11 protein-coding genes and 1 tRNA gene are annotated in these 14,649 nt (G+C 29.8%); 7 read left to right on the top strand and 5 right to left on the bottom strand.

The features are described from left to right. Window positions 1-234 precede the first annotated feature (234 nt). Window positions 235-3,045 (bottom strand): alanine--tRNA ligase, encoded by a 2,811-nt coding sequence (alaS, locus tag M2325_RS05675; protein ID WP_259052002.1) that lies wholly within the window; start codon window positions 3,043-3,045, stop codon window positions 235-237. A 262-nt stretch (window positions 3,046-3,307) separates the two neighbouring features. Next, on the bottom strand, window positions 3,308-4,600 hold the full coding sequence (gene eno / locus M2325_RS05670; RefSeq protein WP_209591147.1) for a phosphopyruvate hydratase: 1,293 nt from the start codon (window positions 4,598-4,600) through the stop codon (window positions 3,308-3,310). A 364-nt stretch (window positions 4,601-4,964) separates the two neighbouring features. Between eno and M2325_RS05665 the strand changes: the two genes are divergently transcribed. From M2325_RS05665 to purD, 4 genes are all read left to right on the top strand, one after another. Further along, window positions 4,965-5,417 carry an MJ0235 family protein gene (locus tag M2325_RS05665; protein WP_259051993.1) on the top strand — a complete coding sequence of 151 codons (453 nt, stop codon included), beginning with the start codon at window positions 4,965-4,967 and terminating at the stop codon, window positions 5,415-5,417. Window positions 5,418-5,427: 10 nt separating this feature from the next. Then, window positions 5,428-6,156, top strand: a complete 729-nt coding sequence (locus M2325_RS05660) for a uroporphyrinogen-III synthase (RefSeq protein WP_209591145.1) — start codon at window positions 5,428-5,430, stop codon at window positions 6,154-6,156. Window positions 6,157-6,431: 275 nt separating this feature from the next. Continuing rightward, entirely contained in the window at window positions 6,432-6,962 is a 531-nt protein-coding gene (locus M2325_RS05655; RefSeq protein WP_209591144.1) for a metallophosphoesterase, read from the top strand. Between the two features lie 265 nt (window positions 6,963-7,227). Beyond that, entirely contained in the window at window positions 7,228-8,565 is a 1,338-nt protein-coding gene (purD, locus tag M2325_RS05650) for a phosphoribosylamine--glycine ligase (protein ID WP_209591143.1), read from the top strand. A gap of 104 nt (window positions 8,566-8,669) precedes the next feature. Here purD and purB read toward each other — a convergent pair whose 3' ends face one another. After that, window positions 8,670-10,016 (bottom strand): adenylosuccinate lyase, encoded by a 1,347-nt coding sequence (gene purB, locus M2325_RS05645; RefSeq protein WP_209591142.1) that lies wholly within the window; start codon window positions 10,014-10,016, stop codon window positions 8,670-8,672. Between the two features lie 323 nt (window positions 10,017-10,339). Here purB and aroA point away from each other — a divergent pair, with 323 nt between their 5' ends. Together aroA and M2325_RS05635 are read left to right on the top strand one after the other, a co-directional pair. Further along, entirely contained in the window at window positions 10,340-11,689 is a 1,350-nt protein-coding gene (gene aroA / locus M2325_RS05640) for a 3-phosphoshikimate 1-carboxyvinyltransferase (protein ID WP_259051985.1), read from the top strand. A 296-nt stretch (window positions 11,690-11,985) separates the two neighbouring features. Further along, window positions 11,986-13,026, top strand: coding sequence for a M24 family metallopeptidase (locus tag M2325_RS05635; RefSeq protein WP_209631867.1), 1,041 nt, complete (start codon window positions 11,986-11,988; stop codon window positions 13,024-13,026). An 81-nt stretch (window positions 13,027-13,107) separates the two neighbouring features. Here the strand turns inward: M2325_RS05635 and M2325_RS05630 are convergent, their stop codons facing one another. Then, window positions 13,108-13,332: a hypothetical protein gene (locus tag M2325_RS05630; protein WP_259051976.1), complete on the bottom strand. Its 225-nt coding sequence runs from the start codon at window positions 13,330-13,332 to the stop codon at window positions 13,108-13,110. Between the two features lie 158 nt (window positions 13,333-13,490). Continuing rightward, entirely contained in the window at window positions 13,491-14,177 is a 687-nt protein-coding gene (locus tag M2325_RS05625) for a PHP domain-containing protein (RefSeq protein ID WP_259051973.1), read from the bottom strand. Between the two features lie 395 nt (window positions 14,178-14,572). Here M2325_RS05625 and M2325_RS05620 point away from each other — a divergent pair. Further along, window positions 14,573-14,648, top strand: a tRNA-Met gene (locus M2325_RS05620). The last annotated feature ends 1 nt before the right edge of the window (window position 14,649 follow it).

Genomic DNA, 14,649 nt, shown 5'->3' with positions numbered 1-14,649 from the left:
TTTCAAAACTATTACTATATCTTATATTCATCATTATTATTAATTATAAATGATGTATCTCTTAAAATAAATACTTCCAAAAAGTATAAAAGTTTTATGCAATTTTGTATAAAATTTATCAAGATTTATTAATATTTACAAAAAATTACTAAAATTATTGAGCATTGTAAAAAATAACCAGTAAAGAAAATAATTAAAATAATAGGTAAATAAAAGAATAAGAAATTAAATAATTTAGATTACGTAGTCAATCGAAGAATTCCCAATAAATTCTATAACTTTGCTTTTAATTTCTTCAAATTCATCAGTGTACTTACCTTGTGCTAAATTATCTTTACCGCCACCTTTTGCAACTTGCCTGATAAGAGTTTTCATGCTGATTTCTACATTATCTCCTCTTTTTAATAATATATTGCCGTTATTATTAAGTAATACGACGATACTATCGTCTTTTACAAGGTTATCTGCAGTATTCATTAATTCTTTAGTATCAGCATCAATTTTTTCAACTAGTACATCAAATTTAGCAACTTTCACAAAATTATTGCCAAGTTCGTATTTTACAAGTTCTCCAACTCTCTTTTGAAGTTCTTCTATTTTTTTACGCTGTTCTTTCCATTCTTCAAAGAATCTTTCAGCTGTTTTAGGTAATTGTTCCATGGGGACACCAAAAACTGAAGCAGAATCTAATACTAAGTCTTCAATAGTTGCAATTTCTCCAACGGAGTTGTTACCGCTTGAATATTCGAGTCTTTCAACACCATCTTGTATTCTTTCAGTTTTTAAGATTTTGATGTATCCTACTTCAAGAGTATTTTCACAGTGTGTACCACCACAAGCTTCGGTATCTATATCAGGAATGCTAATAATTCTAAGCGTATCTCCTGGAACTACACCACCTTGATAGATGCTAAAGCCGTATCTTTGTTCAGCTTCGTTTCTTTCTAAGAATTCACAGGTTATGGGAATAGCTTTAAGTACAATCTCATTTGCAACTTTTTCTATTTCCTTGATTTCATCTCTGGTTATTCTCTCAAAGTGTGTAATATCCAATCTTCCTTTTTCGGTATCAACATTTGAACCAGTTTGCCAGATGTGTTTACCGAGCACTTTTGTAGCTGCAGCGTTTATAATGTGGGTAGCAGTGTGGTTTCTCATCAATTTGATTCTATTTTCCCAATTGATTTTTCCATAAATCATATCTCCAACTTTAAAGCCTTTAACATCGCTTACTTTATGATAAACAACGTTATTTTGTTTTTGTACGTCAACAACATCAATACCGCTTAAAGTACCAATATCGTATTTTTGACCCCCACCTTCTGCATAGAACAAGGTTTTGTCAAGAATAACATAATCCTCTACAACAGCAAGAACTTTTGCTTTAAAGTCAGTCTGTTTACTGTTTTTATGGAATAAGAATTCAGTAGCTTCAACGCTTTTACCATTTACGTTAACTACAGGAAGTTCTTTTTTACTATCGATATTTTCGTTTTGAACTTCTGATTTTTCTTCTTCGTGTTTTTCAGCAACGATTGTGTAGAAATTGTCAGGAACATTTATTTTAATTTGCCCATTTTTAATTTCAGCTATTTTATCTTCGCTAATTGTTTCGCCTTTTCTTTCTGCAATTCTCTTATAATTATTTATTTCATTTTCATTAATTTCTAATATGATATCTTGTACTAATTCAGGCGGTAATCCTTTACTATCGTATAAATTAATCAAATCATCGAGCGTAATTTCAGCAACTTCTGATTTTTTACCTGATTGTACCATTCTCTGAACCATACCTCTACCTTTGTTTACGGTTTGAGCGTATTTTCTTTCTTCAGATTCTAACACATCATGAATATATTTTTTCATATTCATTAATTCAGGATAGTTTTCTTTTAATTCTTCAAGTTGTAAGTCTACAATATCTGTTATGCTCATTGTAATACCTACTTTTTCCATGTACCTAAGTGTTTTTCTTAACACTAATCTTGCTAAGTATCCGTCTTTAACGTTAGAAGGTACGATACCATCACCTAACATGAAAGTAAGACATCTTGTGTGGTCTGTAATAGCGTAGATGTATTCTAAAGGAGATAATATTTTATCAAGTTCGTTTACATCCATATTCATTTTTTCAGCAACTTGTTGTCTTAATACTCTCAAGTCCCCTACGTTTTCAATATCCATTAAACCAGCTAATTTGGCGCTTTCATCTAATATTTTTTTGTTAATTTCGCCAATTCCAGCGTTTTTCTTCAAAATATTGATTATATTGCTAAATATTGCTTCGTAAGTATTTGAAGTACCTTGTGATGCCCATACAAATCTTTCAATACCATATCCTGTATCGACGATTTTAAGCGGTATCTCTTCGTAAGTGTCACCAACTTTTTTAAATTGCATGAAAACCAATGTAGCAAGTTCTACACCATGTGTTATTACTTCGTAGCAAGGTCCAGCGTTTCCTCCACCTTCCCACCAGCTTTCAATGAATGTGATTGATTTACCATCTATTCCGATTTTTGTCATGAATTTGTAGCATAATTCAACGGTTCTATCGGTCCAGTATTTGAAATCATCAGCTGTATTGAAAGCGTGGTGAGCACCCATTGTAAAGCAAGTTAAGTGACGACCTGTCCTACCGACGTTATCAATATCGTTTAATCTAATACAAGGTTGAGCAATTGTAAGCGGATTTTCAACCGGTTTTACTAATCCACTAGTTACCCAAGGTTGAAATACTGCAATAGTAGCAATTGTAAGTAAAATATCGTCTCTCCATCTTTTAGCTACAACAGGAGACCTTTTAATAGGTGTATGACCTTCTGAATGTAAAAATTCCCTGTATTCGTTTAACATTTCGTTATAGGTATATGGTTTTGAGGTAATTGGGTTACCTATAAAGCTATATTGGTCACAAGGACTGTCTCCACAGGTAGTTCTTTCTTCATCTAATGTCCAAAAGTGTTGACCGCATTCTGTACATTGTTTACGTACAAATCCTAAGTCTTTAAACAATTGTACATTGTAATCGTGATTAATTTCCATATTTTCACCGATTTAATAAATAATTTTTAATTTTTTTTAAACATTTTTAATGTATTATATAACTATTACTTTAATTATTATCATTATAATTCTATATTATTTATAACTTATTTTTGTATTTTAAAATAACGGAAAATAGTGGTAATCAATAGCAAAATAATAAGAATAGAATAAAAAACTAAATAAAAATAAGTAAAAGACTAAAAGAATAACATAATATAAAATAATATAAAAAAACTAAATAAATTAAATAGTTTAATTTTTAGAATGGAATTTTAAAGTCTTTTCCAGCATATTTGGAGTATTCCAATTCTTCTTCGATTCTAAGTAATTGATTGTATTTAGCAGTTCTTTCTCCTCTTGCAGGAGCTCCTGTTTTGATTTGTCCAGCATTTAAAGCAACGGCTAAATCAGCAATGGTTGAATCTTCTGTTTCTCCACTTCTGTGTGAAACTACAACGCTGTACCCATTTCTAAATGATAAGTTAGCTGCATCGATTGATTCTGATAATGTACCGATTTGATTTACTTTTAACAATAATGAGTTAGCTGAACCCATTTCAATACCTTTTCTAAGTCTTTCGGTATTTGTAACAAATAAATCGTCACCAACAATTTGAGTACCTTTTAATTCTTGGGTAATTGTCGCAAAACCTTCGAAATCTTCTTCATCTAATGGGTCTTCGATTGATACGATTGGATATTCGTTTACCATATTTTTATAGAGTTCTATTAATTTATCACTTGATAATTTCTCACCGGCAACTTCGTAAACCCCTTCTTTTGAATTATAGAATTCGCTAGCTGCACAATCAAGAGCAAATACAATTTCATCTTCATATCCCGCGCTTTTAACACCTTCTGATAATATAGCAAGTGCTTCTTCAATTGTTTTAACATTCGGCGCAAATCCTCCTTCGTCACCGATGTTAACAGCATCTTTACCGTATTTGTTAGCAATTACTTTTTTAAGGCTTTGGTATGTTTCAGAACACATTCTTAAAGCTTCTTTAAAGCTGTCTGCCCCTACAGGCATAATCATGAATTCTTGGAAGTCTAAAGCGTTTCCTGCGTGTTCTCCGCCGTTTATGATATTCATCATTGGAGTGGGCAATACGTAAGCATTACTTCCACCAATAAATCGGTATAAAGGTACTGAGGCAGTATCTGCACCCGCCTTTGCAACAGCTAAGGATACTCCCAAAATAGCATTAGCTCCAAGGTTTGATTTGCTTTTAGTTCCATCTAATTCTAAAAGTGTTTCATCAACGGTTCTTTGCATTCTTGTGTCCATACCTTCTAAACATGGAGCTATTTTTTCATTAACATTGTTAACAGCAGTTAATACTCCTTTACCACCGTATCGGTTATCTTTATCTCTTAATTCTAAAGCTTCATGAGTACCTGTTGAAGCACCACTTGGTACAATTGCAGAGCCATAGCCTCCACCACAAGTTAATACTTCAACTTCGATTGTGGGGTTTCCTCTTGAATCTAAAACCTCACGAGCTTGTATTTTTTCAATATCAAAATTTGCGTTAATGTTTCTTAACATAAGTTCACCTTTTAAATTACGGTATTTATTATGTCGATTTCAACAAATTCAACTAATAAATTTATTTAACATAATCAAATTATTAATAACTAAATCAATAATAAATAATACTAAATAACAACTATTAAATTATATAGTTTTCCCATAATCTAAAACATAAATAACATGGTTATATCAACATATATCATAATAATACTAATAATAATACTAATAATAATAATAATAATAATAATAATAATAATTAATATATTGTAAAAAAATATAATAATTAACAAGATAAAAATAACGCTAAGAAGAATAAAAAATAATATAAAAAAAAGAAATAAGATAAAATAACAGTTTTAAAATAAAATAAGGGGATATATTGAAATCTGAAGAAAATGAAGCCCAAAATCAAAATCAAATGGAAAATATTTCTGAAAAAGTCAACGAAAAAGTTGAAGACAAAGAAGTTAATGAGCAGAAAATCGCTTGTAACAGTGTTCTAGTGGATGATAATATAATCATAAATTCAATGAAAAAAGTATTTGACGAAGAATTATGTTCTATACATGCTAAAATAGATTATATATCTACTAAATACAATATAAAAGATAGTTCAGAATTTAAGGAAAAATACGAAATTGATGAAAAAATTGTTAATTCTGTTATTAAAAATATTTTAGAAGTTGAACAAGATATAGAAAATGCTATTAATAATATGGAAAATTCTAAAAAAATCAATGAATTACATAAAGATTTCATAAAAATGGTTAAATATGAATCTGACGTTCGAAAAGTAACTCAGTATATGAAAGAGTTAAAAAAACATTGTTAAAAGGGGTAATATGAAAGTTTTAATCACACGACCTAAGCAAAAAGCTAAGTATTTTTCAGATTTATTGGAAAAAAATGGTTTTGAGCCATTAATATTGCCAACATTAGAATTATCCTTTAAAAATGTTGAAGTATCACTCGACGGTTATGATTGGATAGTTTTCACAAGTCCAAGGGGAATTGAAGGTTTGTTTAGGAATTTAACTGATTCGCAAAAAATGCAGATAAAGGATAAAAAAATAGGTGTAATAGGTACTGAAACAGCAAAAGAGTTCAAGAAAATCTTTAATTTTGAACCTGACTTAGTTCCAAATAGTTATACTGCAGAAAATCTTTTAGAGGCTCTTAAAAAAGTTGTAAAGCCTGACGAAAAAATATTAATTCCAACTACGCCTGCAACAAGGGATGTTTTAGTTAAAAATTTAAACGCTGATTTGTTATTTGTTTACACTTCAGGGGAGCCGGAAGATATAGCTGAAAAATTAAACGGTTTAAAAGAACTTTTAAAAGATACGGGTTCAGAGAATTTAATGTTAACATTTACAAGTGGATTAACTGCAAAGAATTTCTTTAAACATGCGGATGACGAATTAATGGATTTATTTAAAAAGTGTACAATAGTCTCAATAGGTCCTATAACCAAAGAAAATGTTGATAAATTTGGTTTTGACTCAATAATGCCTGAAAAAACCTACACTATCGATGGAATGATGGATTTAATATTGAATTTGAAGAAATAATTATGATAATATCGTGGAAATAATAAGAATAATAAGAATAATAAGAATAAAAAAATAAGAATAATAATAAAACCATATAATTTAATATTTTAAATATTTATAAATATTTATATACTAATATTACATTTATAGAAATATGAATAACATTAAATATTAAAATAATGTAAAATTAAATATGCCCTAAAAAATACATTTTCTTAATTTGGGCGTTGATATATTATTAAAATATTGTCTTGTTTTAAGCAATGTTTATAATTTTTTTGTTTGGTGAATTTATGAAAATAGGTTTAATATCGGATACGCACGACTATTTACCCAATATTAGGAAAGCTATCCAAGTTTTTAATCGTTTTAATGTTGATTTAGTTGTACACTGTGGTGATTTTGTTTCTTTGTTCGTAATAAGCGAATTTAAAAATTTAAACTCTAAATTATACGCTACTTATGGAAATAATGATGGAGAAAAGACCCGTTTAAAAGAATGGTTATTAGATATAAATCCGGAAAATAAAATCGAAGATTCATTATCTTTTGACGTGGAAAACTTAAAATTTTTTGTATTACATGGTCAGGACGCAGAAATTTTGGATTCAGTAATTCGTTCAAAAAACTACGATGTGGTTTTACACGGTCATACACACGAGCAAAAATTTGAAGAAGTAGACGGAGTTTTAGTAATAAATCCTGGAGAAGCTTTTGGAATGCTAACGGGCTTAGCTTCAATAGGTATTTTAAATACTAGTACAAAAGAGTATACTGAAGTAGATTTAAACAACGTTGATATCATAGATAATGAGGAAAATTAAATATTATTTATTTATTTATTTATTTATTTATTTATTTATTTTTCCTTTTTTATTTAATTACCTATATTTGTAAATTTAAATATATGATATGGTGGTAACTTTAAAATATCATTAAGTAAATGGATAATATGCTATATTTAATCTAATTATTCTAATTGGCAATAAATAACTCACAATTGTATATTTGAATAAATTTTGAATTGTAAATTAAATTAATTAAATTAATTAAATTAAATTTAATTTTTATAACACTGTTGGTGATAATTTGAAAGTTTTACTCGTAGGTGGCGGTGCAAGAGAGCACGCAATAGCAATAGCTTTAAAAAGAAACAAGGATGTACAGTTGTACACACTTATGAAAATCAAAAACCCCGGCATTATAGAATTATCCGAAGAAGTTTCATTTAATCCTGAAACAGACGTTGAAGCAGTAGTTGACTTCGCAAAAAAAATAAAGCCTGTTTTGGCAGTAATAGGGCCAGAAGCTCCATTAGGTGCAGGTGTGGCTAACGCATTAAGAGAATTAGACATTCCTACTGCAGGACCTGACAAATTGCCTGCCCAAATCGAAACAAGCAAAGAATTCATGAGAAATTTATTCAAAAAATACAATGTAAATGGTTCTTTAAGTTACGCAGCTTTTAACGAATACAGCGAAGAAGTATTTGAATTCATCGACCAAATGACTAAGGAAGGAAAAGAAGTTGTAGTTAAACCAGTAGGTTTAACCGGCGGTAAAGGCGTTAAAGTAGTTGGTGAGCAATTAAAAGATAACGAAGAAGCAAAAGAGTATGCAAAAGAAGTATTTGATAAAAGTATTGGGGGAGGCAAGTTAATTATTGAAGAAAAACTTGTAGGTGTTGAATTTACATTACATGGTTTCGTAGATGGTAAAAACATCGTATTTATGCCACCTGTTCAAGACCACCCTCACGCATACGATGATGATGAAGGCGCTATAACCGGCGGTATGGGTTCATATTCATGTCCAAACCATAAGTTGCCATTTTTAAACGAAGAAATGCACGAAGAAGCAAAAGAGATAATGAAAAACACCGTAAATGCTATTAAAGCAGAAGTTGGTGAATATAAAGGATTTTTATATGGTCAATTCATGTTAACAGTAAACGGTCCTAAAATTATCGAATATAACGCAAGATTTGGGGACCCTGAAGCTATGAACTTATTGCCAATTTTAAAAACTGATTTTGTAGAAGTTTGTGAAGCTATCGCAAATGGAACATTGGATAAAATAACCATTGAATTTGACAATAAAGCAACTGTTTGTAAATACATTGTACCAAACGGCTACCCTATTGAGCCAGTTAAAGGCAAAGAGTTAAAAATCAATGTCGAAGCAATAGAAAAAACAGGAGCCACTTTATTTTACGCATCAGTAAACGAAGAAGATGGTAAATTATACATAACCGGCTCAAGAAGTGCTGCTGTTGTAGGAGTTGCAGACAAAATCGAAGATGCCGAAAAAATCGCTCAAAATGCTATCGAAAACTTCGAAGGAGAAGTATTCTACAGAAGAGATATCGGTACAAAAAAATTAATTCAAAAAAGAATTGATAGAATAAATGAATTATTCAATAATTAATTTTATTCTACAATAAATTTTATTTTATTTTTATTTTTATTTCTAGTTTATTTTGTTTTTATTTTTATTTTTATTTTTATTTTTAGTATTCAATTTACTTAAAATTACCAGTTTTTAGACTCTTTTAATACATTATCAACGATTTCAGGGGCAAGACCTATGTATGTTGAATAATCAAACATTTTATCAAGGTCTTCGTTCGTAACATATTTCATAACTTCCTCATTTTCCATAAGAACGTCTTTTAAGTGTCTACTTTCTTCATGAGCTTTCATAGCGCAGGTTCTAACAACTTCGTGACCTGTTTGTCTACCCATTCCTTTTTTAGCTAAATCCATCATAACACGTTCAGCCATGATTAAACCTTTTGACATTTCAAGGTTTCTTTGAACGTTTTCTTTATTTACAGTGATTTTTCTGAATCCTTTTATTGATAAATTCAAGATATGGTCTAATAAAACACAGCTTTCAGGGAATAAGCATCTTTCAGATGATGAATTTGTTAAATCTCTTTCTTCCCAAAGTACCATGTTGTCAAATTCTGCAAGTGCATTAACTTTAATAACCCTTGATAAACCGCAAATTTGCTCAAATGTGATTGGGTTTCTTTTGTGAGGCATGGTTGATGAACCAGTTTGTTTTGAAGCGTCAAACTCTTCTTCGAGTTCTTTAATTTCACTTCTTTGCATACTTCTAACGGTTACGCCAATTTTGTTAAGTGTTTGAGCAATCATAGCAACAACAGCCATAAATTCAGCGTGCCTATCTCTCTGTACAACTTGACTTGATATTAAAACAGGTTCAAGACCTAATATTTCGCCAACTCTGTTGTGTACAGTCATTCCGTTTTCGCCGATTGCAGCCATTGTACCAACAGCGCCAGTAATCATTGAAACAGCCAATCTTTTTTTAGCAGCCTGTAATCTTTCAACGTGTCTTTGTAATTCTGTAGCCCATAAAGCGAATTTCATACCGTAGGTTGTAGGAACAGCGTGTTGTCCGTGTGTTCTTCCAATGCAAACTGTGTTTTTATGTTCTTCTGCTTTTTGGAGTAATTCGTTTCTCAAAATTACTAATTTCTGCTCTAAAACATCGCCCGCATCTTTAAACTGTAATGATTGGGCAGTATCAATTATATCATTTGATGTTGAACCAAAGTGGATGTATTCTCCTGCATTACCTTCACAAACTTCTGCGAAAGCCTTAACAACTGAAACTACATCGTGTCTTGTAGCTCTTTCAATTTCTTTAACCCTTTCAAGTTTTACGAATTCAGTAGATTTTTTTCTGTTGATTTCTTCAGCAGCTTCTTTTGGTATCATTCCGATTTCAGCTTCAGCTTGTGCAAGTGCAGCTTCAGCCTCTAACATTTTTTGAAGTTTGGTTTCTTCTTCCCATATATTTTTCATTTCAGGGGTTCCATATCTAAAATCTATTGGATGAATCGGCATTAAATCACCTTTTTGATTTTGAGTTTTTGATTTCGAATAATTCAATTAAAATTTAACATTTTGTATATTCATTATGTAATCACATATTCATTATGTAATTGATTATATATTTTTGATATATTGTTAAATTGTTTAATTTCATATATTTAATTAACATTCATATACTTTTACATACTTAAATGTAAATACAAATAAGATATATTTATTAATATGAATTTATAGTTATAATATAAAATATAACAGGATAAAATAGTAAAATAAACTTTAAAGTAAATTATAAAATAAAAATTAAATCAAATTATTCATGAAATCATGGTGATTCAATGTTATTAGTTAATCCTACAAAAAAAATAAGTGGAACAGTATATGCACCACCTTCTAAGTCATATACACATAGAGCAGTTATATGCGCTGGTTTATCAAAAGGAACTTCGAAAATAGTCCAGCCTTTAAACAGTCAAGATTGCATATCTTCCTTAACTTCAATGGAGGCATTAGGGAGTAAAATAGATTTAAAATCCGATAAGTGGATAATAGAGTCAGAAGGCATTTTAAAAGTACCAAAAAATGTAATAGATATTGGAAATAGTGGTACAACCCTCAGGATATTAACCTCGCTAGTATCTCAGGTAAAATCTAACTCCAACACTAAAACAAGTCATAACGATAAAAATGATAAAAAATCAATAGTAATTTTAAATGGGGACAATTCGATACGAAAAAGACCGATGGGTCCATTAATAGACGCTTTAAGCCAATTGAACATTGAAGTACTATCAAATGATAATAAAGCACCTTTGGTAATTAAAAGTTCTGAAATAGCAGGAAACACTGTAAAAATACGAGGAGACATGAGCTCCCAATTTATAAGTTCTTTAATGATGTTACTACCTTTTAACAGTCAAGACAGTAAGATATTAATTGAGGGCGATTTAAAATCAGAACCTTATTTAGATATTACAATCGACGTATTGGATAAATTTGGAGTAAATATCAAAAAAGAAAATAATAATTACTTGATTGATGCTAATCAAACTTATAAAGCTACAGATTATATCGTAGAAGGTGATTATTCTTCAGCTTCCTATCTAATAGCAATGGGTGTCCTTTTGGACTCTGACATAACCATTAAAAATCTATTTAAACATTCAAAACAGGGCGACAAGGAAATTTTAAGTATTGTAAAAAGAATGGGCGCTAATTTAGAAGTAAAAGAAGATGAAGTAATTATTAAGAATTCAACCAATTCTAAATTTAAATTGAAAGGTATTGACATTGATGTAAAAAATACACCCGATTTAGTACCTACTATCGCAGTATTGGGGTGTTTTGCAGAAGGTACTACGACAATATACAATGGTGAGCACGTACGTATAAAAGAATGTGACCGTTTAATGGCATGTACTAAGGAGTTAACAAAAATGGGTGCTAAAATAGAAGAAAAACCTGACGGTTTGATAATAAAAGGTTTAGATTTGGAAAATGGCGAGACTCTTAAAGGTGCAGAATTAGAAACCTATCACGACCATAGACTAATAATGGCATTCACAATGGCAGGAATGCTTGCACAAGGTCAAACTAAAATAAAAGGTGAAGAAGCAGTTTCTATATCATTCCCGAATTTTGTAGATGTTATAAAGTCAATTGGTGCAAATATAGAAATTTTTAACTAATTAATTAGTAAATTATTATTTAATAACCTTATTCTACTTTTTAATTTTTTATTTTAATGGTATTTATTGTATTAATATCTCTTTTAGTCTAAAATCGAATAAAAATTATTATAGGCAATAACAAATATTATACCTATAAATATAATTAAGATTAATTTTATAGTGTTTAGATTCGATAATATATAAATTATTGAATTTGTATAATTTTATAGCTACTATGATTCGTTATAATAATCATAAGTAATATTGAAAAATTGAAAAATTGAAATATTGAAAATTTTCTTGCTGGTGTATGAATGATTCAGAGAACTAAAAGAGAAAAAATAGACCATTTTTTAAGGTATATGGAAAATAACAGTATAAATAAAGCAGTATTTATAAAAAAAGAAAATATAAATTATTTTTTGGAAGATTATTCTCCAAATTTTTCAGTGTTAATAATTAATGCAAAGGAAAATCAAATAGAATTACAGGTATCTAAATTGGATTACGAATTGGCTAAGATTTATGAATCCAAGGATATAATAATAACTAAATTTGAAGGATGGAGGGAAGCTTTAAATGGTTGCAACGGAGTTGAAGGGGATTTACCAGTAGGATTTTTAAAATATGTTCGTTTGGGTTATAAAATAGTATCTAAAGAACTAACAAAGATGAAAATGGTTAAAAATAAAAATGAGATAAAGAATATTTCAAAAGCTGCTAATATAAGTGACAAAGCAGTTGAATCTATATCTGAATATTTAATGGATAGTAGAGATGATTTAACCGATACGGAAAATTCCATAGCTGCTAAATTAGAATACATCATGAAAAAAAGCGGTAGTATTAAACCTTCTTTTGACACAATTGCAATAACTGGTAATAAGACATCTTTGCCACACGGCATGCCTTCTGACGAAATATTGAAAGACATATGTTTAATGGATTTGGGGGCAGTGTATAAAGGTTATTGTTCGGATATAACACGAACTGTGCTTCTAGACCCAACAAAAGAAATGGTTGACATTTACAGAATGGTTAACGAAGGAAAAAAAATTGCAGAAGATTCTTTGAGAAGTGGAATAACCACAAAAGAGTTAGAAACAAGTGTTAGAAGTTATTTTAAAGAATATGATAAATACTTTATTCATTCATTGGGACACGGAGTGGGTGTAGAAGTACATGAAAATCCTTCAATTTCCCAGAATTCTAAATTTACTCTTGAAGAGAATATGGTGGTTACATTAGAACCCGGTTTATATATAGGTAAATTTGGAGTAAGAATCGAAGATTTATACCTCGTTAAAAAAGACGGATTTAAAAGATTAAGCAATGCGAAAATAATAGAATATTAATGGGTAATGCCCCCATTTACCTAAAATTAAATAATATTATCCTTATTTTACTATTTTTATTATTTTTTTACTTAATTTATTTCAGTTTTTCTTTTTTTCTTTCCTTTTACGCGTTTCAGACAATTCTATTTTCATACGGTCGCCTTCTTTTTCAAATATTCGAAATCTATTCTTATAGATGTAGTACATTGCAAAAAGAACTGCAATTATTATGATTAGGGGAACAATAATCCCGATAAGGTCGTAGATGGTATCAATAAAACTTTGGTAAATTAAATTCATAATTCCTTCAACAAAACTATCCATTTTTTCACGCAATCCTGTGGTATATTCTCATAATATGATAAAATTTACAATAAACTCATAATAAAACTTATAATAAAAATATACGGTAAAATAATTTAAAATATGTCAAATATACAAAAACTTAAAAAAACATATTTAAAACTTAAAAACTTAAAAACTTAAAAAATGCTCCTAATATTGTCAAAATATTCTGCATATCCTGATTTATGGATTTTTTTTGATAGTTTGCTGAAAAATAGCATATTCAATGGTCTTGACCTTGTACATCTAAAAACCGTGTTTATGGACTTGTTAGCTTTTGTTAAAACTTTTAAAAATTGCTTAGGATTTTCTAAATCAAAATCTTCGACTTCCATGTACGCGTTGCCGAGTTCCCATGAAAAGTGGCTGTCACTACCGACACCAGCTAAAAGGTCGTACTTTTTTGCATACTCCTTGGCTTGTAAATTCGGTTTATTGTCGACGCATCTGCTGTTGTAGACTTCCACAGCATCGACTCTTTTAATAAATTCTTTATCATCTAAAATATTAAACTTGGCAAGTGTTCTCCTTCTCCTAACGTCGAAAGGATGAGGTAAATATATGAGACCACCTTGTTCTTTAACTGTATCTAATGCTTCAAAAATGTCTTTAGTATTAATTTGTTCCGTTAAAAATAATCCTATGAACTCGCCCTTGGCTGTAGAAATTTCTTCGCCTGCCACGCCAAATTTAACCTTAGTTAATTGGTCGTGGTCAGCGATAAACGGAGTAATGCCACTTTTAGTGCAAATCTTTTCCAATTTATCGATAGAATTCATAGAGCATCTTGAATTTATCGTATGAACGTGCATATCAATTTTCATTTATTCACCATTTGGAGCTTTATAAATCTACTTTTCGTTGCAAGATTGTTTTATAAGTCTTAATTTTATAATTATACGCGATATAATTAATTTACAAATTTTGATAAGTTCTGTTATGTTCTGATAAATTTTGATATGATTATATTTGATAATACTATTGTCTTCTACATTTATATATTTTCCGTCAATTACTTAATTTTTACCCCTCGACAATTGCCAAAAATAAATATCCAAACTGCCTAAACTACTAAAATTATACTCCATTGAACATTAAATTCAAAAATAAGCTCATTTTTAAAAGTAACCCATAGCTTTATATACTATGTTTGCTATTCTTATGTGTTGACAAATGAAATGTCAGAAATTAAATAGTAGAAATAATACAAAAGAACATTAGCGAGGTAGGGTAGCCAGGCCTATCCCGTCGGGCTCATAACCCGAAGATCGGACGTTCAAATCGTCCCCTCGCTAC

Origin of the sequence: Methanococcus voltae PS, from assembly GCF_024807035.1 — an archaeon.
Classification (GTDB): domain Archaea; phylum AGJL01; class Methanococci; order Methanococcales; family Methanococcaceae; genus Methanococcus; species Methanococcus voltae.
Note: the sequence above shows the minus strand (reverse complement) of the source record. Positions and strands in the feature narration are given on the sequence as shown.